General features: G+C 42.6%; 19 protein-coding genes and 1 tRNA gene. 14 read left to right on the top strand and 6 right to left on the bottom strand.

The genetic code is table 11. The annotated features are described in order from the left end of the window. Positions 1 to 15: 15 nt before the first annotated feature. On the top strand, positions 16 to 372 hold the full coding sequence (gene rsfS / locus ACZ5Q0_RS02605) for a ribosome silencing factor (protein ID WP_446819568.1): 357 nt from the start codon (positions 16 to 18) through the stop codon (positions 370 to 372). Between the two features lie 217 nt (positions 373 to 589). Here the strand turns inward: rsfS and leuS are convergent, their stop codons facing one another. Beyond that, a complete protein-coding gene (gene leuS / locus ACZ5Q0_RS02600) occupies positions 590 to 3,070 on the bottom strand; it encodes a leucine--tRNA ligase (protein WP_446819569.1) in 2,481 nt (826 codons plus the stop codon). A gap of 114 nt (positions 3,071 to 3,184) precedes the next feature. Continuing rightward, a tRNA-Ala gene (locus ACZ5Q0_RS02595) sits at positions 3,185 to 3,260 on the bottom strand. A 508-nt stretch (positions 3,261 to 3,768) separates the two neighbouring features. Between ACZ5Q0_RS02595 and ACZ5Q0_RS02590 the strand changes: the two genes are divergently transcribed. Continuing rightward, positions 3,769 to 4,374: a helix-hairpin-helix domain-containing protein gene (locus ACZ5Q0_RS02590; protein ID WP_446819570.1), complete on the top strand. Its 606-nt coding sequence runs from the start codon at positions 3,769 to 3,771 to the stop codon at positions 4,372 to 4,374. Positions 4,375 to 4,392: 18 nt separating this feature from the next. Then, positions 4,393 to 6,687, top strand: coding sequence for a DNA internalization-related competence protein ComEC/Rec2 (locus ACZ5Q0_RS02585; protein WP_446819571.1), 2,295 nt, complete (start codon positions 4,393 to 4,395; stop codon positions 6,685 to 6,687). A gap of 26 nt (positions 6,688 to 6,713) precedes the next feature. On the opposite strand, the gene ACZ5Q0_RS02580 is transcribed toward ACZ5Q0_RS02585, so the two are convergent. Continuing rightward, positions 6,714 to 8,039, bottom strand: a complete 1,326-nt coding sequence (locus ACZ5Q0_RS02580; protein WP_446819573.1) for a 5'-deoxyadenosine deaminase — start codon at positions 8,037 to 8,039, stop codon at positions 6,714 to 6,716. Positions 8,040 to 8,274: 235 nt separating this feature from the next. On the opposite strand from ACZ5Q0_RS02580, the gene ACZ5Q0_RS02575 reads away from it, so the two are divergent. Then, positions 8,275 to 9,699, top strand: a complete 1,425-nt coding sequence (locus ACZ5Q0_RS02575; RefSeq protein WP_446819574.1) for an MATE family efflux transporter — start codon at positions 8,275 to 8,277, stop codon at positions 9,697 to 9,699. Between the two features lie 113 nt (positions 9,700 to 9,812). Here the strand turns inward: ACZ5Q0_RS02575 and ACZ5Q0_RS02570 are convergent, their stop codons facing one another. Continuing rightward, complete coding sequence (locus ACZ5Q0_RS02570) at positions 9,813 to 10,712, bottom strand: MBL fold metallo-hydrolase (protein ID WP_446819575.1); 900 nt, start codon at positions 10,710 to 10,712, stop codon at positions 9,813 to 9,815. A 326-nt stretch (positions 10,713 to 11,038) separates the two neighbouring features. On the opposite strand from ACZ5Q0_RS02570, the gene ACZ5Q0_RS02565 reads away from it, so the two are divergent. The 5 genes from ACZ5Q0_RS02565 (at position 11,039) to ACZ5Q0_RS02545 (ending at position 14,521) form a co-directional block, all read left to right on the top strand. Beyond that, a complete protein-coding gene (locus ACZ5Q0_RS02565) occupies positions 11,039 to 11,638 on the top strand; it encodes an FmdE family protein (RefSeq protein ID WP_446819576.1) in 600 nt (199 codons plus the stop codon). Positions 11,639 to 11,822: 184 nt separating this feature from the next. Next, positions 11,823 to 12,536, top strand: coding sequence for a cobalt transporter CbiM (cbiM, locus tag ACZ5Q0_RS02560; protein WP_446819577.1), 714 nt, complete (start codon positions 11,823 to 11,825; stop codon positions 12,534 to 12,536). After that, positions 12,529 to 12,843, top strand: a complete 315-nt coding sequence (locus ACZ5Q0_RS02555) for a PDGLE domain-containing protein (RefSeq protein WP_446819578.1) — start codon at positions 12,529 to 12,531, stop codon at positions 12,841 to 12,843. Before cbiM ends, ACZ5Q0_RS02555 begins: the two co-directional genes overlap by 8 nt. Before the next feature lie 2 nt (positions 12,844 to 12,845). Continuing rightward, a complete protein-coding gene (gene cbiQ / locus ACZ5Q0_RS02550) occupies positions 12,846 to 13,784 on the top strand; it encodes a cobalt ECF transporter T component CbiQ (protein WP_446819579.1) in 939 nt (312 codons plus the stop codon). Continuing rightward, a complete protein-coding gene (locus tag ACZ5Q0_RS02545) occupies positions 13,781 to 14,521 on the top strand; it encodes an energy-coupling factor ABC transporter ATP-binding protein (protein WP_446819580.1) in 741 nt (246 codons plus the stop codon). The genes cbiQ and ACZ5Q0_RS02545 overlap by 4 nt, the downstream gene beginning before the upstream one ends. A gap of 311 nt (positions 14,522 to 14,832) precedes the next feature. Here ACZ5Q0_RS02545 and ACZ5Q0_RS02540 read toward each other — a convergent pair whose 3' ends face one another. Next, positions 14,833 to 16,206 carry an NAD(P)/FAD-dependent oxidoreductase gene (locus ACZ5Q0_RS02540; RefSeq protein WP_447182683.1) on the bottom strand — a complete coding sequence of 458 codons (1,374 nt, stop codon included), beginning with the start codon at positions 16,204 to 16,206 and terminating at the stop codon, positions 14,833 to 14,835. A gap of 179 nt (positions 16,207 to 16,385) precedes the next feature. Here ACZ5Q0_RS02540 and holA point away from each other — a divergent pair, with 179 nt between their 5' ends. The 5 genes from holA (at position 16,386) to ACZ5Q0_RS02515 (ending at position 21,912) form a co-directional block, all read left to right on the top strand. Next, positions 16,386 to 17,360 carry a DNA polymerase III subunit delta gene (holA, locus tag ACZ5Q0_RS02535; protein ID WP_446819582.1) on the top strand — a complete coding sequence of 325 codons (975 nt, stop codon included), beginning with the start codon at positions 16,386 to 16,388 and terminating at the stop codon, positions 17,358 to 17,360. 480 nt (positions 17,361 to 17,840) lie between these two features. Beyond that, on the top strand, positions 17,841 to 19,334 hold the full coding sequence (locus ACZ5Q0_RS02530; protein ID WP_446819583.1) for a spore germination protein: 1,494 nt from the start codon (positions 17,841 to 17,843) through the stop codon (positions 19,332 to 19,334). Between the two features lie 66 nt (positions 19,335 to 19,400). Further along, on the top strand, positions 19,401 to 20,585 hold the full coding sequence (locus tag ACZ5Q0_RS02525; RefSeq protein ID WP_446819584.1) for a Ger(x)C family spore germination protein: 1,185 nt from the start codon (positions 19,401 to 19,403) through the stop codon (positions 20,583 to 20,585). A 3-nt stretch (positions 20,586 to 20,588) separates the two neighbouring features. Further along, a complete protein-coding gene (locus ACZ5Q0_RS02520; protein ID WP_446819585.1) occupies positions 20,589 to 21,692 on the top strand; it encodes a GerAB/ArcD/ProY family transporter in 1,104 nt (367 codons plus the stop codon). Then, positions 21,685 to 21,912, top strand: a complete 228-nt coding sequence (locus tag ACZ5Q0_RS02515) for a hypothetical protein (protein ID WP_447182681.1) — start codon at positions 21,685 to 21,687, stop codon at positions 21,910 to 21,912. The genes ACZ5Q0_RS02520 and ACZ5Q0_RS02515 overlap by 8 nt, the downstream gene beginning before the upstream one ends. A gap of 227 nt (positions 21,913 to 22,139) precedes the next feature. On the opposite strand, the gene rpsT is transcribed toward ACZ5Q0_RS02515, so the two are convergent. After that, complete coding sequence (gene rpsT / locus ACZ5Q0_RS02510; RefSeq protein WP_447182680.1) at positions 22,140 to 22,415, bottom strand: 30S ribosomal protein S20; 276 nt, start codon at positions 22,413 to 22,415, stop codon at positions 22,140 to 22,142. Positions 22,416 to 22,547: the final 132 nt, after the last annotated feature.

Raw genomic sequence — 22,547 nt, 5'->3', positions numbered from 1 at the left:
CAAGGAGGGTGGCTGTTGAACAACGAGGAAAAACTGGCGCGGTTAGTAGCTGAGGCTTGTCTGGAAGAAAAGGCCGAGGAGGTTTCTATTCTGGATGTGCATGATCTAACCGTTATAGCCGACTACTTTGTTATAGCCAGCGGAAGAAGCGTTATTCATGTTCGTAGCATCATCAATCATGTGGAGGACAAATTGCAGGAACAGGGTATTATCCCTGCCCGTAAAGAAGGAATCCAGGAAGGTGTATGGTGTGTACTAGACTATAATTCCATCCTGCTTCATGTATTTCGCCAGGAGGAACGGGATTATTATGAGTTAGAAAATCTGTGGGGTGATGCCCGGCAGGTTGAGTTGGGGTCTATGCAAGTATAGACGAGTCTAACTTGTAGTTAGGCCTGCATGGGAATTTTAAAAATATTTATCATATATAAGTAAAAAAACCGGGCTGTTTTAAGCCTGGTTTTTTTTATATAAAAGAATACTTTTATAACTTCATGGGGGAGGGGGGGGCTAATCAAAATTACAGCAGGTAGTTCAGCCCGCCCCCGGGGGTGTAAGTTTATACCATTTTAAATTGGTATCAGTTTAATTATTTTGCCACAATATTTACTAACTTATTGGGCACGACTATTATTTTGATGATTTTCTGACCTTTTGTCAAAGTCTGAACCTTGTCGTTTTTTAAAGAAAGTTGTCTCAAATCGTCCTCAGATGCATTGGCAGGAACGGATAGGCGATCTCTTACTTTACCATTAATCTGTAAAACGATTTCTACTTCCTCTTGTACCAAAGCGTCCGGGTCATATTGTGGCCAGTTCTGCTGGTGAACACTTTCCTGATGTCCGGTAATATGCCATAACTCTTCAGTAATATGAGGGGAGAAGGGGCTTAATAATAACAGCAGGCTATCTACCGCCTCTTTTAATACGGCTAGATCCAACTCATCCTGATCGCGATAAGTGCTGATGGCATTGAAAAGCTCCATAATAGCACTAATAGCCGTATTAAAATTAAAACGATCTCCCACATCCTCAGTTACTTTTTTGATAGTCTGGTGAATTTTGTAACGTAGCTGACGGGCACTATCATCCAGCTCCAAATACTGATCAGGTAGTTTTAGCCCTGCTAATATGGGTGAAAGTTCATTAACTAACCGCCACAACCGGTTAAGAAAACGATAGGCACCTTCTATACCCCGGTCATTCCATTCTAGATCTCGCTCAGGGGGAGAGGCGAAAAGGATAAACAGCCGGGCCGTATCAGAACCATAGTTACGCAGAATTTCTTCTGGGCTGACTACATTTCCTTTGGATTTGGACATTTTAGCTCCGTCTTTTAAGACCATGCCCTGAGTAAGTAGATTAGTAAAAGGTTCCTGTGTCCCGATCATTTTAATATCGTACAGGAATTTAGTTAAGAAACGTGCATACATTAGGTGCAGAATAGCATGTTCTACTCCACCTATATATTGATCTACCGGCATCCAGTAATCGGCCGCTTGCCGTGAAAAAGGTATATCAGTTTCATGGGGACTGCAATAACGGTCAAAATACCAAGATGAACATACAAAGGTATCCATAGTATCAGTTTCCCGGCGGGCTGGGCCTCCACACTGGGGACAAGTCGTCTGGTAAAAACTTTCCACATAGTTGAGGGGAGACTCGCCAGAGGGTTTAAACTCTACATCTTCAGGAAGTATGACGGGCAGATCTTTTTCTGGAACAGGAACAGTTCCACATTCTGGACAATAAATAATGGGAATAGGGGCCCCCCAGTAACGCTGACGAGAGATTAACCAGTCACGCAGCCTGAAGTTCACTGTTCCCTGGCCAATACCTTTTTCGGTTAAAAACTGTGTTATACGTTTTTGACATTCTTCTACGGATAGACCGTTGAATTCTCCTGAGTTAACCATTACTCCATCACCACTGTAGGCTTCTTGTAATTTAGAGGCATCAGCAGGGCAATCTTCACCTTTAATAACTATCCGTACTGGTATGTCATATTTACGTGCAAATTCAAAGTCTCTCTGATCATGAGCGGGCACAGCCATAATAGCTCCTGTCCCATAATCCATAAGTACGTAGTTGGCTATCCAGATAGGGATTTTTTCATCGTTAACCGGATTTATTGCATAAGCTCCCGTGAATACCCCTTCCTTTTCTGCCTCAGCCGAAGTACGGGCTACGTCGCTTATATACTTCATACGTTCTACAAACTGGCGTACACTAGTTTCCTGAGGGTTACCAGAGGAAATTTTCCCCACCAACGGGTGTTCAGGAGCCATAACCATGTAGGTGACCCCAAAGACTGTATCGGGACGAGTTGTAAACACCGTTAGTTTTTCGTCATGACCTTCAATAGCCAGAGAAAATTCGCAACCTTCACTACGGCCTATCCAGTTCTTTTGCATTATTTTAACTTTGTCCGGCCAACCAGGTAGCAGTTCGAGATCATCTAAGAGGCGTTGGGCATAAGCGGTAGTTTTAAAAAACCATTGCTCTAGTTGTTTTTTTTCCACCTGGCTATCGCAGCGCTCACAACTGCCTTCTACTACCTGTTCATTAGCTAGAACTGTCTGGCAGGAGGGACACCAGTTTACAGCAGCTTTCTTCTTATAAGCCAAATTATGCTCATAAAGTTTTAGAAACATCCATTGGGTAAATTTATAATAATCGGGACGACAGGTGGTAATTTCCCGATTCCAGTCATAGCTGAGCCCCATGGATTTAAGCTGTTCTTTCATAATTTCAATATTTTTAGATGTCCATTTAGCCGGGGGAGTTTTGTGTTGGATAGCAGCATTCTCGGCCGGCAGGCCAAAAGCATCCCATCCCATCGGATGCAGTACATTATAACCATTCATGGATTTAAAGCGGGCTACTACATCACCGATAGCGTAGTTCCTTACATGGCCCATATGCAGATTCCCGGACGGGTAGGGGAACATCTCTAGGGCATAGTATTTTGGTTTACCGGCATCTTCCTGGACTTGATAGAAGTTATTTTCCTCCCAATATTTCTGCCACCGGGCTTCCACTGAATGAAAATCATATTTCTGGTCTGACATTATGTTTCTAATGCCTCCTTAAAACCAATATTTCAGAAAACAAAAAAACCCTCTTTCCCATACAGGGACGAGAGGATTCCCGCGGTACCACCCTTTTTGACAATTATACAAAAATGGTGGAGCTAGTGGGATTCGAACCCACGACCTCTTGAATGCCATTCAAGCGCGCTCCCAACTGCGCCATAGCCCCACATTTGTCCGCTTTACTTAAGGATAACGGCCTCTACCGTCACAGGCTACTATTTCACCTGTGAAGCTCCCCGGCGAGTTCAACTGACTTTGCCATTTTCCACCTACCAATGGCTCTCTGTATAACGTCTGTCTACTACTCCGGTTCGTCACTTCTTAATCTGCAATTGACATAGAGAATTATAAGATAATTAGCGATTAAAGTCAACTACCTGCCGGATAAGATTTTGAAAAAATATTTTTAATATGTTTCAAGGCCAGAAAAAGCAGATTTCAGTTAAGTAAAGTGTCGATTATAGCTAATTTTACAAGAACTAGCCAAACAATTGATTTTCGACTTTAAACGGGTGGTGTATTTATTATAGTAACTATACCAAGAACTAACTCCGGGAGTTAGTTAAGTACTGTCATTTACTATCCTGGTACCAATGGTGATAAAAAAAGACTTCCCATAACATAATTGGAGGAACCTGGTGAAAGATGGAGAATTATGACCAGGGGGTGAAAAAATGGGAATAGATCGGCGGGTTTTGGCCGGATTAGTGCTGGCTGTGCTGATTGCCTTTGTTATGGGTACTAAGTATGGAGGATATAAAGAACAGCATAACCAGGAGGAATTAATAGTTAATCCGGTTTCTACAGATATGGAAGTAAATGATCGGGAAGAGGATAAGATTATCCAAGTATATGTGGTGGGAGCCGTTAACAAGCCGGGAGTTTACCGGATGAATTCGGGAGCCAGGGTTTATGAAGCTATCGAAAAGGCGGAGCCCCAGGAGGAAGCTGACCTAACCGGTTTGGACCTGGCTAGGGTACTCCAGGATGAGGAAAGTATACCCGTTCCGTTAGCGGGAGAGATACCCGCCTGGCAGCAGAATAATGTTCTTTCCTACCAGTCTACTTCTTCAACCAATAATGGGAAAGTAAATATTAATACGGCCAGTGCTGGGGAAATGGCGGAGCGACTGCAGGGGATCGGCCCGGCCCTGGCCCAGCGTATCATCGATTACCGAACTCAGAATGGGCCTTTTAATAGTATCGATGAATTAAAAAATGTAAGCGGGATAGGGGAAAAGCGTTTTGCCAGCATTAAGGATGATATACGGGTGAAATAACGGGTTGGGGGGGAAGTTATGGGACCTGTCTGGTTTTTAGTATTTTTACTCCTGGCTGTTTTTGAACTATTAGTATATTATCAATGCTGGATTATTAGTGGTGTTGCGTTAGTATTGCTGACCGTTTTTTTTTACCAACGTTTTAAACTCGAACAAGTATTACTATTTATAGGAACTATACTGCTTTTTATACTATATTTTTATATTCAGCAGGTTCCTCCTCCCCAAGATCACCCACCATTAGAGAATGTAGTCTGTGAAGGTATAGTTAAAAGTCGTCCTATCACCGGGGATGAATATACGAGATTCATAGTGCGTACCGATTCCTCATCAGTATATAGCCGGAACATACAGGTAAACTGCTACTTTAATCTGCCTTTAGAACAGGGCTCCCGGGTAAGAATTACCGGTAAACTCCAAAAACCCTCTACCCCGGGTAATCCAGGGGAGTTTAACTATGAGCGTTATCTATATCACCAGAATATCTATTATCTCCTGGGTGTTAATGAGCCGGGTGATATTAAAATAATATCTGCTCCTAAACCTTTAAATAAGTTCATGGGCGATTTTCGCAGCCGGGCGGCTCAGGTATTTGTTAATACTGTAGGAAATGACCAGGCTGCTATCCTACTAGGGATGTTGCTGGGGGAAAAAGAAAATATAGATCCCGAGCAATTTGAAAAATTCCAGCAAACTGGTATTGTCCACTTATTTGCTGTGTCAGGACTCCATGTGGGTTTCTTGCTGGTATTATCTAATCTGGTCTGTTCCTGGTTAGGTTGGAGAGCCCGGGGCAAGTTCCTGGTTGGCATGGGGCTAATGCTGCTTTACGGCAGCCTTATATCCTGGCCGGTTTCGGTAACCAGGGCCACTATCATGGCATCATTAGCTTTATTAGCTATTTATTCCGGCCGCCAAAGTCATTTATTAAATAGCCTGGGAATAGCCGGAATCATTATCATACTTATAAATCCCCGGGCAATATTTCAGATCTCTTTTCAGCTATCCTTTCTGGCTACATTAGGGTTAGTTTATTTATTTCCTCTGCTAAAGCAAGTCAGAACATGGCCTTATCCCCGGTTGGTTGACCTGGCCTTGATTCCTATCTGTGCTCAGCTAGCGGTTACGCCAGTGGTAGCCTGGTACTTTAACCTGTTTTCCCCCATATCTCTTATTAGTAATATCTTAATTACCTATCTGGCAGGAGGAGCGGTTATATGCGGCTTTGTGGCTCTGGCGGCAGCGGGAATAATTCCACTTCTGGCTACACTTATTCTTTACCCGGCCAGTTGGTGTATAGGGATCATAATCTATTTGGTAAATGGGCTGGTGAAGATTCCCGGGGCTTTTCTCTGGGTGGCTACACCGGGAATAATTCTATTGATTTTATATTATGCGGGTATACTCATACTTTGCTGGGGTTTAACCAGCAAAAAAGGGCCGCGGTGTATCCTGTTGGCCAGCCTAATTATGTTAGGTATATTTACGATTGTAGAGCTTTTGCCGGCCTCTGTATACGGGCGCGGAATAGTAGAAGTTACCTTCCTGGATGTAGGACAAGGGGATAGTATTTTAATAAAAACCCCCACCGGCAAATTTATCCTTATTGATGGTGGGGGAAGTCAGTTTGTGGATACCGGAATGAGAGTGGTATTACCTTATTTGCGCCACCGGGGTATCAGAGAGCTATATCTGGTAGTAAATACCCATCCTGATATTGATCATCTTAAGGGGCTGCAATCGGTGCTAAAAGTTGTACCGGCAGATTACCTGGGACTACCAGCCCCGCTTTTAGATCAGCCCTGCTATGAGGAAATGAAGCACATTGCTGCCGAAAAAAAGGTCAGGGTAATCGGTTTACAGGCTGGTCAGCTGGTGAAAGTAGATAATAAAATGGTTTTAAATATCCTTTATCCACCGGCAGTTAACCCGGGAAGTTCGCCCAATGCTAATTCAATAGCTGTAGAAGGGGGTTATCGGAATTTTAGTTTTATTCTTCCCGGAGATCTGGACTCCAACTGTCTGGAACAAATAAAAGATGGTGACTTAATTAAGAGTGCTCTACTAGTGAAGGTTCCACATCATGGAAGTCGCTATTCACTATCTGATTCGTTTTATGAGGAGGTTTCACCGCGCTGGGCTGTCATTCCGGTAGGTAATAATCAATTTGGTCATCCTCATCCTGAAGTACTGGATTTTTTAGAACAAAAAGATATCCGTACCTTCAGGACTGACCAGGATGGCGCAGTAAGTTTTTTAAGTGATGGTGAGCAGGTACAGGTAACTAGTTTTAGAAATACTGCTAAAAATTAAGATGTTTGGCTTTGGTGAGCTGGTTTTTAAAGGCCAGCTCTTTTAATGACTCGAGAGAGTGATTGACGGGATTTTATGTCTAAATCGCGGCTATGTATGCTAAATAGCTGACCATTTAGCATCAGCAGATTTCCATCGACAATGGTTGCATAAACATCACTAGCCTGAGCTTGATAAACCATCTGGCTATAAACACTGGCTCCTTCATTAGGTTTAGTATGCCATCCCTGCAGGTCTACAATGGCTATATCAGCTTTTTTCCCCTCTTCCAGGCTGCCTAGTTGATCTTCACAGCCCAGGGCCTTGGCTCCACCCAGGGTAGCCATTTCGAATACCTGTTTAGCTGGCATTACAGTAGGTCCATGTAACGGTTTTTGGATAAGAGCAGCCAGGCGCATTTCTATAAATGCGCTCAGATTGTTATTACAGGGGGCTCCATCTGCTCCTAGGGAGACCTGGCATCCTTGTTGCAGCATATCTGGTACCGGGGCAATTCCTGAGGCCAGCTTTAGATTGGAGCCTGGACAATGGCTTATATGGGTTTGGCTGGTAGATAATACCTGCATCTCCTCTGGGTTCACATGTATACAGTGAGCCAGGATGAGATTAGGGTTACATAATCCCAGTTGGTTTAGGTACAATATATTGCGCATGCCCCGTTCTTTTTGCACCACCTGGATTTCGCCTTTGTTTTCAGAAGCATGGGTGTGAACAGGAATAGAATACTGATAGGAAAGACGCTGAACTTTCTGGAGGAGATCATGGGTACAGGAAACGGCAAAACGGGGACAGAAAGCATAACGGATGCGCTGCTGGCTATGCCCATTCCATTTTTCATACAAGTCCATACTTTCCTGTAAAGCCTTCTCAGTAGTATCCAGAAGGCTGGTCGGAACTCCCTCCCCGTGATCCATCATACATTTCCCTCCCAGGTAGCGCAGTCCGGATTGGTTTACTGCCTGGAAGACAGAATCAGTATGATGTACCGTAGCCATATCAATGATGGCAGTAGTCCCGCCTCTGAGCAGTTCGGCACACCCTAGTAAGGCTGAATAATAAAGGGATTCTTCATCATGGGCTCCCTCTAACGGCCAGATCTTAAGTTTAAGCCAGTCAAGCAATTCCAGGTCATCGGCCATTCCCCGAAAAAGAACTTGGCACAGGTGGATATGAGTCTGAATAAGACCGGGTATAACCAGCTTACCAGTAGCGTCTATAATCTGATCGGCAGAGATATTATCTAGTTCCCCGATTTGAACAATACGATCCTGTTTAATAAAAATATCGCACTGCAAGATTTCCCGAGCAGGGTTCATGGTTACTAAAGTACCGTTTTTTATGAGTATTGACATGGATATTCCGTCCTTTCTCCAACTGGTTCATAAAAGTTGAGGTGCTATCACCTAGATTATATTATGCCATTTATAGTATTTCCCGTCGCGGGCTTAATTTAAGTAGTTTATCTCGAAATGAATCCTTCCTGGTTGCCATTTACTAGCCAGCTTTAATGATTTTATTTTTAAAGCGCGGATAGAAAACATTATAAAAAACCGTTTTTCCTCATAGTTTGTAGTCAGGGGGCGATTCATGATCAAGCAAGCCGATATGACCAACCAGAGAGTAGGGATCCTGTTAATAAGGCTTTCATTTCCTGCTACAGCTGGTATGATGGTATATTCTGTGTTCAGCCTGGTAGATACTTTTTTCATTGCCCGGCTGGGGTCGGCTTCGCTGGCTGCATTTACTTTGGTAATACCTATTCAAATTCTACTTGTTTCCATTTCATCTGCTACCGGCGTAGGTTTAACCTCTCTCATTGGTAGAACTCTTGGCCAAAATAATGTCATAACAGCCGATAATATTGCCTGGCATGGGATTTTTATCACCCTAATCTACGGGGGGATATTTTCATTGGGGGGTGCCAGTAACATTGATGCTCTGTTACTTTTATTTGGCTGTACCCCGGAGACGTTTTTATTAAGCAAAGAGTACCTGAATATATTCTTTATAGGGTGTACCTTTATTTTTATTCCCATGACTTTGGGAAATATCATTCAGGGTGAAGGGGATACCTTTATACCCATGCTAGCTGCGGTAGTAGGAATAGTTTTTAATGTTCTATTAGATCCCCTGTTTATTTTTGGCAGGGGGATAATTCCGGCTATGGGCTTAAATGGTGCCGCAGTAGCTACGATTCTGGGTCAGGTGGTTAGTACCATTATGTTGATCGTGATTATTCGTCGTAGAAGGGTTTTTATCACCTGGTCTCCAGCCAGCTTCTCGCCTAGTCTTAAGTTATTGGTGGAAATATATCGGGTGGGGTTGCCGACCATGGTTATGGAAATTGCCGGTGTAGTAGTTTTGGCAATTATAAACCGTATTTTAACCGGATATAGCTATACTTCCGTAGCGGCTCTAGGGATATTTTTACGGATCCGTTCTCTTGCTTATATGCCGGTTTTTGGACTTTGCCAGGGAGCTATGCCTATTGCTGCTTTTGCTTATGGTGCTGGTAACCTGGAACGGGTAAAAGAAACCCTGGTTAAAGCATCTGCTCTGGCTTTTCTTTTTATAGGTGTGGGCTGGGGGGTACTTCAATATTTCCCGGAAGGGGTTATGGGCTTTTTTTCTAACGACCCTGCCCTAATAATGATAGGTGAACAGTGCCTAGGCCTAGCCACCCTTTTTCTGCCTTTCATGGGTCCTGTCTCTATTTTACATACCGTCTTACAGGCTCTGGGGAAGGGGATAGTCGCCATGTGGTTATCACTAGCCCGGCAGGTGGGATTTTTTTTACCTCTTTTATTACTGTTATCCAAGTATTTGCAATTAAATGGAATATGGTTGGCATTTTCCCTGGCAGATCTTTTCGAAGCAGTTTTGGCCGTATATTTTTTTATTATATTGTGGAGGAACTTGCAGGTGCGTAATAAATTGGCCCTAGTTATGCTGCTGCGCCGGGGTTATGTTTTAAGCCGTATCCGTGCCTGGCTGCAGTGGAAAATTACTTAAATAGCAGTTGGGAATTATTATGTTAAAAATCCATGAAAATCAAGGGGCTGTTTTATCAAAGTTTCGGTAAACATAAACGCTAATAAAAAAGTGGTGGCGATTTCAAGGCAGAATTAGCTTTTAGCATAATAATAGAGCCGGCCGTTTTCCAATTGGTAATCAATCAGATTTTTATGATCGAGAAAAGCTATCATAGCTGCCAGGGTGGAGGAAATAAAAAAGTATTCCTGAAAATCAGGTTCCAAATCTTCCAGGATTACGATTTCTTCTAATAGTTCTTCCCGGCTTTTAGGTTGTTGTAATAACTCCACCACCAGATCAAGATAGCGATTCAGGTTTAAGGTATTCATCTCGGTAAGTTTCACCAGTTCTTCCCGGGAGTAAATCTGGTCGGCATGTCCCAGTACAAAGTATTCATAATCTAGTTGGGGCAATAATTCAAGGGTAGATTTGAAAGCGGGTATATCATACAAAAACGGAAAAGAATATTTTTCTAGGATCTCCTGGCTGAACAAAGCATCTCCCAAAAAGCATACTCGATCCCTGGTACCTATACCAGCCTGTCCTAGTGCATGTCCAGGGAGAGGAATGACTTCAAATTTTTCCTCATTTATTTTACAGGTACCTGGTGTAATTATCTGATCTATCTCCTGCTTTTGATTACTGCTAAGGGATCGTAGCAGGTTAGTGGATGGATTTCCACCGTAAAGATAGAGGGGGAAAAGATAGCTGTTTTCCATGAATAGAGATGTTTCTTCAGTAGCTATGGTATGGCTGCCCGGAAACTGGTTTTTGCAATAAAGATTTCCTTCGCAGTGATCGGGATGACTATGGGTGTAAAACAGGTATTTTATATTAAGACCTTCTTGGCCGAGATAGACACCTATTTTCTTAGCCTGCTGAATAGTGCCGCAATCTACCAAGAGCGTGTATTTATCTTTGAAAACGAATAAACCTGTATTAGTAGGATTTTTAATCCAAAAGGTGTTGCCGGATATTTTTTGCTTTTTCAAATTTAGCCCTCCTTATCAGTTTAATAATGGCAACCAGGGGGAGCAGAAGGGGGAAGCTGGCCGCCGTACGCTGGGAGGAAGGGGGCACTTGCTTCCTTCCCTCTTCTTTCTTATCTTTTACCTGCTTAGGATTGAAGCAGGATTACTGGAGAATCTGGTCATCGATTTTATAAATGGGAATGATTTATAGTACAATTTTCTATGTAAAGAAAAATCATCCTCATAAACTAGTGGGATTTATAAATTACTAGATCTAATGTTACATTTTAGGTTATATTTTGGAGAAAGGAAAATAGTAAATAAATGGAGGGAAAGGTGGACTGATTATGCGCAAAGATATGCCGCTTCTTAAGAAGGCGATTGAATTTCATGGACATGTTTGTCCAGGTCTTTTGATGGGGGTAAGAGCTGCAGAATTTGCTTTAGATTACCTGCAATTAAAACCTGACCGGGATGAGGAATTACTAGCGGTAGTAGAAACTGATTCCTGTGGGGTTGATGCTATCCAGGCTATTCTAAGTTGTACTTTCGGTAAAGGTAATCTTTTTTTCCGTGATTATGGGAAAAACGTTTATACTATTGCCAGCCGTACTAGTAACCGGGCGGTACGTATTGCTCAAAAATTTAAAGGCCTTGATATTCCTGCTTTCCAACGTTTTCGGGAGTTAAAAGATCGGCAGGATTTAACTGAAAGCGAGGAAAAAGAGCTGGAAATATTACTAGATGAAATTATAGCGACTATTATGAATAGCCCTCTGGACAATATTTTCCACTGGCAGGATGTTCCAGTACCTGAATTGGAACGAGCCCATATTGAAAAAACTGTTCAATGTACTAAGTGTGGTGAAGGGGTTATGTTATCCCGGGCAATTAATACTGATAAAGGGCTGGTTTGTGGGGAATGCCAGTTGAGAAAAAGGGTATAAGAGAAGCGGTGGAATGGTTGTTTGAAAAACCTAAAGCACTAAGTGCAATAAAAAGCACATGCAGGTGTCCGTAAGAATCGATTTAATGCCAGTAACAGGCCATGAAGGCTAAAGGCTCATAGCCTTGACTTAATCATGGCCATTTTTTGCTGAGGTTTATTAAAACATTAAGGGGGTTATATATATGCACATACCAGACGGATACCTAAGTCCGCAGACAGCAGTTCCTTTTCTGGCTGTTATGGTTCCGGTACTGGCAACTGCGACTAAGAAGGTAGAGAATAATCTTAAAAAGAAACATGTTCCGGTACTGGCTATCGGAGCTGCCTTTTCTTTTGTGATTATGATGTTTAACATTCCCGTTCCGGGAGGCAGTTCTGCTCATGCAGTGGGAGCAGTTTTGCTGGCTATTCTCCTGGGGCCATGGGCAGCTTGTCTGGGTGTATCGGTAGCATTGATTATTCAAGCTCTCTTTTTTGGTGATGGAGGAATTATTACATTGGGGGCTAACTGTTTTAATATTGCTTTCGTAATGCCGTGGTTTGGTTATTGGGTTTACCGGATGGTAAAGGGGCAGGCTGATCCTTTGTCCGGGAGAGGAATAGTGGCGGCCGCCTTAGCCGGATATGCAGGTTTAAACATAGCTGCTTTAACTACAGCTGTAATGTTTGGTTCACAATACCATTTATTCCAGGCCACTGATGGTACGCCCCTATATTTTATGTATCCTATGCGGGTCACCATTGCGGCTATGATGTCTGAACATCTACTATTAGCTGGTCCAGTAGAAGCGCTTTTAACCGGAGCAGGGGTAGGGTTTATAGGCCAGCATTATCCTGAACTTATGCCTGGTTATATCGAATCCGATACCAAGATGGGGGTGACTGCCCATGTTTAAAGTATACCGGAAATTATGGGGGGCCTTGTTATTGTTTCTTATTATGTGCCCGTTAGGCTTGTTAGCAACCGGAACAGCATTCGGAGAATGGGGTACTGATGAATTGCTGGATGAGGTAGGTTTTATTCCCCGGGGTTTAGCCAGCTATATGGACACCTGGCAATACCCGATTTTGCCTGATTATACTGTGAGTGGATTTAATGCTGGTTTTGCCCAGTCCGCAGCCGGTTATATCTTATCTGCTCTGATAGGGGTTATATTAGTAGCCGGTATTATGCTTATGATTGGAAAAAGAATCAGGGAGTAATTATGACAGATAATAAATCTATCGTAGTCCTGCCAGACTGGATTCAGCAGCCGGTTGACCAGGAGGTAATTCCAGTAAAAAGCAGAAGCCAGAGTACCCGATACCTGGTTAAGACTATTAAGGATCTCACCAGGGTTATGGCTGATAGTCTGCGGAGTGAGGTTTATGCTCGAAGTAATGGGTTGCTCCAAAAGGTAGATCCCCGGATAAAATTAGGTGCGGTTATTTTATGTGTTATCGCCGTTAGTACCAGCCGCAGTCTTATGTGTTTAGCGATTTTATGGTTTTTAAGCCTTTTTTTGATGGGTTTATCCCACCTGCCTTTCGGGAAAATACAATTACGAGTCTGGGGTTTTGTCCCGCTCATTACGTTTATAGCCGGAATACCAGCTATGCTTAACATTATCAATGATGGACAACCTCTTGTTGTACTATATACTTTTACCAGTACACCTCAGTTAGCCGGATGGTATTGGCCGGAAAGTATTTATATTTCCAAACCGGGACTTATTGCGGTGCTGCTGCTTTCTATTCGGGTAGGTTTATGCCTTACTTTCGGGGTACTGCTGGCCCTTACTACTCCACTAGCGGATTTAGTAAGGGCCTTGCGGATACTAAGAGTTCCAGGGGTGATGGTGGTAATTATGGAGATGACTTACCGCTATATTATTCTATTGTTAGTTATAGCCCTGGAAATATTTCAGGCTAGAAAAATGAGAACAGTGGGGAATTTATCTTTGAAAGACCGGCAAGGACAAGTTTTTTCGGGAGCGGGAACATTGTTTGCAAAAAGTATGTTTCTGGCGGAGGAAGTTTTTCAGGCTATGACGGCCCGTGGCTATACGGGTAAATTAGTCAGAATGGAGGTTGTCGGGGAAGGCTGTTCTTGGCAGAATGTAAAATCAGTTCTGATTCGCAGTGCGGGAAGTGATTGTCTGTGAATTGTCCGGTATTTGATCTTAAGGGAATAAAATATAGTTTTAGCCGGGGTGATCAAGTATTTAACAATCTTTCCCTAACAATAAACCCGGGGGAAAGTATAGCGTTGATGGGGGCCAATGGCTCCGGTAAAACAACTCTTTTAAAGATCCTAGGTGGATTATATTATCCTCAGCAGGGGGAAGTTAATGCTTTTGGTTATAAAATTACGGAAAAAAAGATGGAGGAAGCGAACTTTTGTCAGGAATATTACCGCCGCGTAGGCTACTTGTTCCAAAACTCCGATGTGCAGCTTTTTACCAGCCGGGTGTTTGACGAAATCGCCTACGGACCAATACAATTGGGACTACCTGGGGAAATGGTTGAACAGAGGGTGAATGACCTGCTGGCGTTACTGGGTATAAAGCATTTGGCAGATCGTTCTCCTTATCGTTTGAGCGGTGGAGAGAAGAAAAAAGTAGCCTTGGCTTCGATACTAGTCCAAAATCCTCAGGTTCTGATTTTAGATGAGCCTACTAATGGACTGGATCCACGAACGGCGCGCTGGATGGTAGGTGTTCTTAAGGAGCTAAACAGGCTAGGGCGTACACTCATTATTGCTACTCATAATTTCCAACTGGTGCAGAGATTATCCTCAAGAGTGCTTCTGCTGGCTGAACAGGAGGGATTGGTTTTTGATGGACTAGCCTGTCAGGCTTTAAATGACCGGGATTTACTCCAAAAATTAAATTTGATTTGAGCTAAAGAGGGACAAAGCAAGTGCTCCTTCAAAAGTCATGTTAAAGGAAGCACTTACTCTGACCTTTCGGGTGTAGATGGTACCCGGTAATGATTTGTGTATGGAGTTTGGCTTTCCTGAACAGCCTATCTATTTAACTGATTTTTGCTACATGGCTTTAATAATTACAGGATGGGCCCGAATGTGTAGTATGAATTTTACCCTAATAATTTAGGCTTTTTAAAAAATATAATAGGGGCTAAACAGTAAAAAATTAAGTAGGCAATGGTGTCCCTTGTATGTTTGGCGAAGTAAAACCTTAAACTAAACCGTTAATTAGACATAATGTCCCGGGCAGCGATGACACCAGAAACACTGGCCTGAATTAAACCCCGGGTAACTCCAGCACCATCTCCGATGGCCCATAACCCCTTAATATCAGTTTGCAAGTTGTTGTTCAGACGGGGGCGGGCGGAATAAAATTTAGCCTCAATACCGTATAAAAGGGTGTGGTCACAGGTCACACCAGGGATAGCGCGATCCAAGGCCTCCAGGCATTCCATAATACCTACCATGTAGCGGTGGGGAAGAACCAGAGAAAGATCACCAGGTACAGCCCCTTTAAGGGTAGGTTCAACCATACCCCTTTTAATACGGCTAACCGTTGAGCGGCGTCCCCGTTTAAGGTCGCCATAGCGCTGGATAATAATTCCCCCGCTTAACATATTAGCCAGACTGGCAATACAACGCCCATAAACGATAGGTTTATCAAAAGGTTCGGTAAATTCCTGGCTGACTAGCAGGGCAAAGTTAGTGTTGTCGCTTTTCTGGTTTGCATAGGCATGCCCGTTTACGGTAATGATTCCATTAGTGTTTTCCATTACCACATGCCCGTTAGGGTTTACACAAAAGGTTCGTACTGTATCGTCAAAATGCCTGGAATTAAAAATTATTTTTGGTTCCCATACATTATCGGTGAATTCCTGCATGGTAACGGCCGGAAGTTCTATTCTTACCCCCAGGTCAACCTGGTTATTATAAAGAACAATACCTAGTTGGGCGGCTTGTTCAGAAAACCATTGGGCTCCATCCCGGCCTGGTGCCATGATTATATAAGGAGCATAGTAGGTATCGCGGTTGCTTTTTACTCCCTGGACCTGTTCGTCTTTGACCATAATTTCCTGGACGGTTTCTCCGGTATGAATACTTATGACAGGATCCAGATCAGCTCTCATGTTGGCCAGAACTTTAAGGGTATTATCGGTTCCCATATGACGGATTAAAGCGGGAATCAGCTTCAACCCGGCTCGTGCCACTCTCACCTGCAGGTCTTGCACTGCTTCACTATCTTTACCGAACAGCCGATCTGGTGCTCCATAGTGTACGTATATATTATCTACATAGTCAATCATCTGTTGCAGGTTTTCACGGCCAATGTAATTATCCAGCCAGCCGCCGAACTCGGTAGTAAGGGTGAGTTTGCCATCAGAAAAAGCTCCTGCCCCACCCCATCCGCTCATAATTGAGCAGGGATGGCAATTTTTACAAGCTGGTTCATCAGTTGAAATCAGACACTGACGTTTCTCAACACTCTTTCCTTTTTCAATAATAAGGACTTTTAAATCGCTATGCCGGGCAATTTCCATGGCGGCGAAAATACCCGCAGGTCCGGCTCCTACGATAATAACATCAAACTGCTTATTCAATAGTCTACCCCCCCATGATTTGAACTAATCGGTAACGAAAACTGGTAATGTGGTATGTTTTTTATTACTATGTTTTACGTAAAAGATTATAACATACCGGAATAAGTAAAGAATGGTAAAATACAAGATAGTACTATGATTAGCATGGTATCAGCAATTTTAGAACCAGGAGGAACAGTATGGATATAAAAGGGGCTTATTTCCTCTGGGGTGAAGAAAACTATTTAATTGACCAGGAAATAAGAAAGATTACCGAGGCTATTGAGGAAAAACATGGGGAAAAGCCGGAATTAGTCTATATAGATGGTGATGAAGTAAATGCGGAACAGTTAATTAGTATGCTTGATTTTAGTCCTCTTTTTGCCTTTTCCCGGGTAGTAGTGATTAAGCGCCCTGCCTGGCTGAAAAAGAACCAGCGCAGCAAAGGGGCAGTTAATGATGTCAAAATCGTTTTGGAACGCTATTTTGAAAATATGCCTCAGGGACAGGTTTTAATTGTTACCTCCCTGGAACATCCATCCGGCAATCCGGTGGTGAAATTACTTGATAAAGAGTGTACCGTGATTCAATGCCGGAAAGCAGGTGAACCTTTTCTGCGCAAATGGATTCAAGAAGAAATTAAGGTGCGCCATCTTAAGGCTACCCCCCAGGCAGTTAATTTTCTGGTTAAGAGTGGGCTGGACATGTATTCTCTGGTTAACGTTTTGGATAAATTATCCTTGGGTGATCAGGAAGGCTCACTACAGGATAAAGATTTGCGTAGCCAGATTGAAACCCGTGATGAGGTGAAAGTATTTAAGTTTATCGATGCTTTATTAGTTCGGGATACCCGCAAGGCCTTGCAGGCATTTCACCAATTACTAGCTCAGGGTGAGCATCCCTTATTTATGCTTTATATGGTAGGGCGGCAGTTTTCCGTATTAGGACAGGTAAAATACCTGCAGGAAAAAGGTCGTTCTATGGGAGAGATTGTTAAATCTACTGGTCAAAAAGAATTTACTATTAAAAAGATGGTAGATAAAACGAGAAATTTTACCTGGGAGGAAGTGCATCAGGTATTTACAGATTTGCTGGACACAGATATTAAGTTAAAAACCAGTAGTGTTGATAATGTGCTGGTGGTTGAATCACTGATTTACCGGATTTGTCGGTAAGACTTTATCGCAATTGCTAGGGGGTTAGCTGCCTTTGATTTGCTTTATGGTTTTTCTTAGCCCTGCTCGATTTAATGCCTAAGTTTAAAAAGAAAAAATGGTGATATGTCACATCATTCTTAATATACGACTTAATATTATTATAATTAAATACTCAACAAAGCATCTCACACGAGGTGCTTTTTTCATGCCCATTTTAGGGAAGTGAAGCCGATTCGCCAACTGTTATGTAAACCGTGGCTTTTTATGACGGAATACTTCAAAGGCTAGATATTATTTCAATACTCGGTCATCGTAACCAAACACACCCTTTAGAGAATGCGAATAGTTCTGCCATATTTGTTAAATGCTAAACTTGATGATAAATAATGGAGAGCAGGTTTGAATTTTGAGGTATCTATCAAAAAAGTTGAAATTTTTGGCATCAATAAAAGGTAAGTCCGAACAAAAAATGAAGATGGTCCTACACTCTCTAAGGATTTGAGTCGGCACCTCAAAAAGAACTTGGAAACCATCCAAACATTACTAAAAAACAGCAAGGATATAGTAATACGCGAGTTTTGCTTTGGGAATCAAAGCCAGGTTCATGCTGCTCTGGTCTTTATTGACGGTATGGTAAACAAAAGTGTGATTAACGATAACATTGTAAAGCCATTAATCTATGATACCCATTTAATCAACAGTCAGGCATTACATGAAAATGACATCAAATTCATCCGGCGATCTCTCCTGGCGGTGGGAGATGTTAATGAAAAAACCGGATTTAATGAGCTTATTGCATCTCTATTATATGGAAACGCTATTTTTTTGTTGGACGGCAGTGATTCCTTTTTGGATATAGATGCCAAAGGCTGGCAAACTCGTGCGATTGAAGAACCTAAAGTAGAGCAGACGGTGCGCGGGCCAAGAGAAGGCTTTACGGAGACCCTTCGCACCAATACTGCCATGTTGCGCAGAAAAATTCACAATCCCAACCTGGTTCTTGAGCAAATGGTCCTCGGTAGACGCACCCATACACTGGTCTATATAGCGTATGTCGATGGTGTAGCTCCTCCTGCCCTCGTCGAAGAAGTTAAACGCCGGCTGAATATCATCACCATTGATGATATTCTCGAGTCAGGATATATCGAGCAGTTTATAGAAGATGCTCCCTACTCCCCCTTTGCCACTGTTGGCAACAGTGAAAAGCCCGACCGAGTGGCTGCAAGGATTCTGGAAGGGCGGGTGGCAATTCTGGTGGATGGAACTCCCTTTGTCCTTACCGTTCCATCGCTCTTTATCGAAGGCTTTCAAGCCGCCGAGGATTATTATTCTCGCCCTTACTATGCCAGTTTAGTCCGGTTCATACGGTTCATTGCCTTTATAATAACCCTGCTTGCACCAGGACTCTACGTTGCTTTGGAAAGCTTTCAGCCTGAACTTGTCCCGACTCCTTTGCTGCTCACCATGGCTGCAGCGGTGGAAGGCACTCCTTTTCCCGCAGTAGTAGAAGCATTATTAATGGGGATTATTTTCGAATTGCTCAGGGAAGGTGGTATTCGCCTCCCGGCCACCATTGGTCCTGCGTTAAGCATCGTAGGGGCATTGATCATAGGCGATTCCGCAGTCAAAGCGGGATTAATTGGAGCCCCTATGGTGATTGTCATCGCGCTTACGGCGGTATCGTCGTTTCTGGTCATATCCCACACCGATGCGGTGACTCTTTTACGGTTCGGTCTAATTATTATGGCGGGATTCCTTGGAATATATGGGCTTGGCATTGGGTTAATAGCGATTCTGTTTCATCTTTGCTCCCTGCGTTCCTTTGGTTTAACCTATTTATCGCCTATTGATCCGATTTCCTGGTCACATCTAAAGGATACTTTCATCCGTGCACCACTAAGGTTCCTCGTAATCCGCAGACCGTTGATTCGAGAAATTGATCCGGAGCGGGCATCCTTCCGGCTTGATCTTAATAAGCCGAAAAGTGACTGATATGAAAAATAAGCGATCATAAAGGTATAGTAGTTGTGTTCTCCATGGAGGAGGTTTATTTGATATATGTTCGGGATCAAGAACCGTTATAAAATAGCAACATTACTTATTTTGATACTACAATTACTATTTACTACAGGTTGTTGGGATCGCATTGATTTAAACAAGCGAGCCATTGTAGTTGGATTGGGATTTGACAGTAGCCCCCAGGAGGACAAAATCCTAGTAAGCACGCAAATTATTGATCCTACAAATGTAAAAACTCCCCAGACCACCGGGGGCGGTGGCGGGCAACCCTTTTGGATTGCGACAAGTGAAGGCACCACAGTATTTGAAGCCATTAGGCTTATGACCTCAGTTTCCTCCCGGAAATTGTTTTTTCCCCATAACCAGGTAATAATTTTCGGGGAAGATCTGGCCAAAAAGGGTATCAAAGATTATCTTGACATGCTAATGCGAGATTATGAATTTCGTGAAACCAACTGGATTATTGTTGCAGAAGGAAAAGCTCAGGATATATTGGCTACAAAAACCAGAATAAATAACATTTCCGCATTTTTCATCCGTGATCTGGTTATCGAGCAAAGGTCTAATTCCCGGGTTGCGGCCATTAATATTAAGGATCTGGCACGAAAGATTACCAGCAAAAGTACAGCACCAACAGCTTCCTATATACATCTTGAAAATACGGGTCAGGAAAAAAGACTAAATCTCAGCCAGACGGCAGTTTTCGATCATAATATGAAAATGGTGGGTAAGTTGAACGATCGCGAGTCCAGAGGATTATTATGGGTTTTGGGGGAGGTCAAGGGGGGGATTATCGTCGTAAAAAACCCCCATGGCATGGGTAATTACAGCCTGGAAGTCCTGGAAGCAAAAAGCAAAATCATTCCGGAATTTAGAGACGGTAAGCCGACGATAACAGTGCGAATTAAAGAAAATAGTAACTTGGGTGAAACCTCCTGTCCCGAAGACTTGACTAAACCCGGGGTATGGGAATTAATGGAGAGTCTGCAAAACGAAGCAATCCGTCAGGAAATAGTTATAGCTTTAAAAAAGGCCCAGGAATTGAAAGCGGATATCTTTGGTTTTGGAGAAGCTTTTAATAAGAAACACCCCCGGCAATGGGGGGAAATGGAATCCGACTGGCAAGAAATATTTCCTTCTCTCCAGATAGAAATTATCGTTGAAAGTGCAGTCAAAAAACCCGGTATCATTTTATCAAATGTTTATACTAAAAAAGGAGATTAAGGTATGAAGCTTGGGAATCAGACCATTTCCTCAAATCAGTTGTTTTATCTGCTGGGTGCTTTTCTTTTGGGCTCTTCGGTGATCTTCCTTCCCGGTGCCAGGGCCGGAAGCAATGCCTGGTTGGCAGTGGTCTTAGGAACCCTGGAAGGTTTTATATTTTTAGCTATCTATAACAGTCTGGCGGGACAGCATCCCGGCAAGAACCTCATAGAAATTAATGATCTGGTCTTTGGGCCATTTCTAGGAAAAGCACTATCCTGGCTGTATTTGATATATTTTTTATATGTAAGTGCCCATCTGCTACGGCTCTTTGCTGCCTTTTTCTCCATCGCAATGACCTCTACACCCCTAATTGTATTTCTTATCACACCGCTTTTAGTATCCGCTTTCGCAGTCCGAAGCGGTCTTGAAGTTTTGGCCAGATACAGCCAAATAGTTTTGATGGCAGTGGTTTCAATTTTCTTTTTTGATTTTATTTTGCTCGCTAAAGATGTTGATATATCAAACTTACTACCTTTTATGGATATTCCAATAAACAAAATGCTGATAGCCATACAATGCGTTGCTGCCCTTCCTTTTGGCGAGACTGTGGTTTTCTTAATGTTTATCAATCTTGTATCCAACCCCTCGGAGGCTGGTGGTTTCATGAAAAAATCTTTTTTATTTTGCGGTATATTACTAGTGCTATATGCAGTCAGAACCACTGCTGTGCTTGGATCGTATACTACTATCAGCACTTATCCTGCTGTTGCAACAGTACGCATTATAAACACTGGAGAAATATTTACTCGCCTGGAGATCCTTTTGTCCGTGCTTTTTTTGTCCCTGGGTTTTGCAAAAGGCTCAATTATTTATTACGGTGCGGTTCTGGGGGTTTCACAGCTGCTAAAAATGCGATCCTATACCCCTTTAGTTCTACCCATAGGCGCCTTACTTCTAAATATCAGCCTATTGGTATTTGACAAATATATTTATGATATTCTTGATTCCGGCATGATGTTTCCCTTCTATAGCATGGTCTTTGCTTTTTTTCTGCCACTACTTACCCTTATTGTGGCCAAAGTCAAAAAAACCGGATACCAACAGGAGGATGGGGTTAATGCTTAATGTATTTCTAGTAATCATCGCTTATATCCTCATCTGCCTCTTTGAGGTTCCGGGCCTAATACGGGATAAATACTGGCGGGATCTCGCGACCTTTAGTGTTTTTTTATTATCCGCTTTAATTTTGAGCCTACTAATGGCGGCCGGAATAAAGCTTCCCTTAATCGATCCCATACTTTACAAGGCTTTCACCCCCCTGCTCACCTGGTTGGGGTTTATATAAGTCCTAAAGCCAAAGGTTATGTCCATAAATAAATGCTGAATAAAAACTTCTGGTGAAGTGTAGAGGTTGGGGAAATATATACAAGTAATAAAAGAATATTAGCTTGTATCGGAGCAGTAGAATTTTCAAGCAAACATGAAAAAACGGCATAGCCACTAATCAGACTATGCCGAATTTGTCAGAGATTATAAATCCCTATTTGACCGCCCTTAAAGACAGGTCTTTTTTTATTGAACCATACTGTTTAATTTACGGGTCAAGGCTGATTTTTTTCGGGCAGCACTGTTTTTATGAAGAATTCCCTTGGATACGCTGATATCTATGAGGGAGGTGACTTTTAATAGATTGTTTTGGGCCGTCTCCTGATCATTGTCAGCCAAAGCAGTTTCATAATGCTTAATGGCGTTCTTTAATCTAGTTTTATAAGACTTATTGCGCAGGCGATTTGCCTCCGCAATCCGTGCTCTCTTAGCAGGGGTCTTACTTTTTGCCAATATTTTCACCTCCTTGCGAGTCAGACTAACAGAAATACTATAGCATTTGAAATAGCAAATTGCAATAAATTATGGATAGCTTTTACGGGTCTACATAAAATATTAATCAGGATAAGGTTCTAGTTTTATCCTGTTTACCAT

The organism is Syntrophomonas erecta subsp. sporosyntropha (assembly GCF_055395365.1).
The sequence above is the reverse complement of the archived record's forward strand: the minus strand, read 5'-3'. Positions and strand labels throughout refer to the sequence as shown.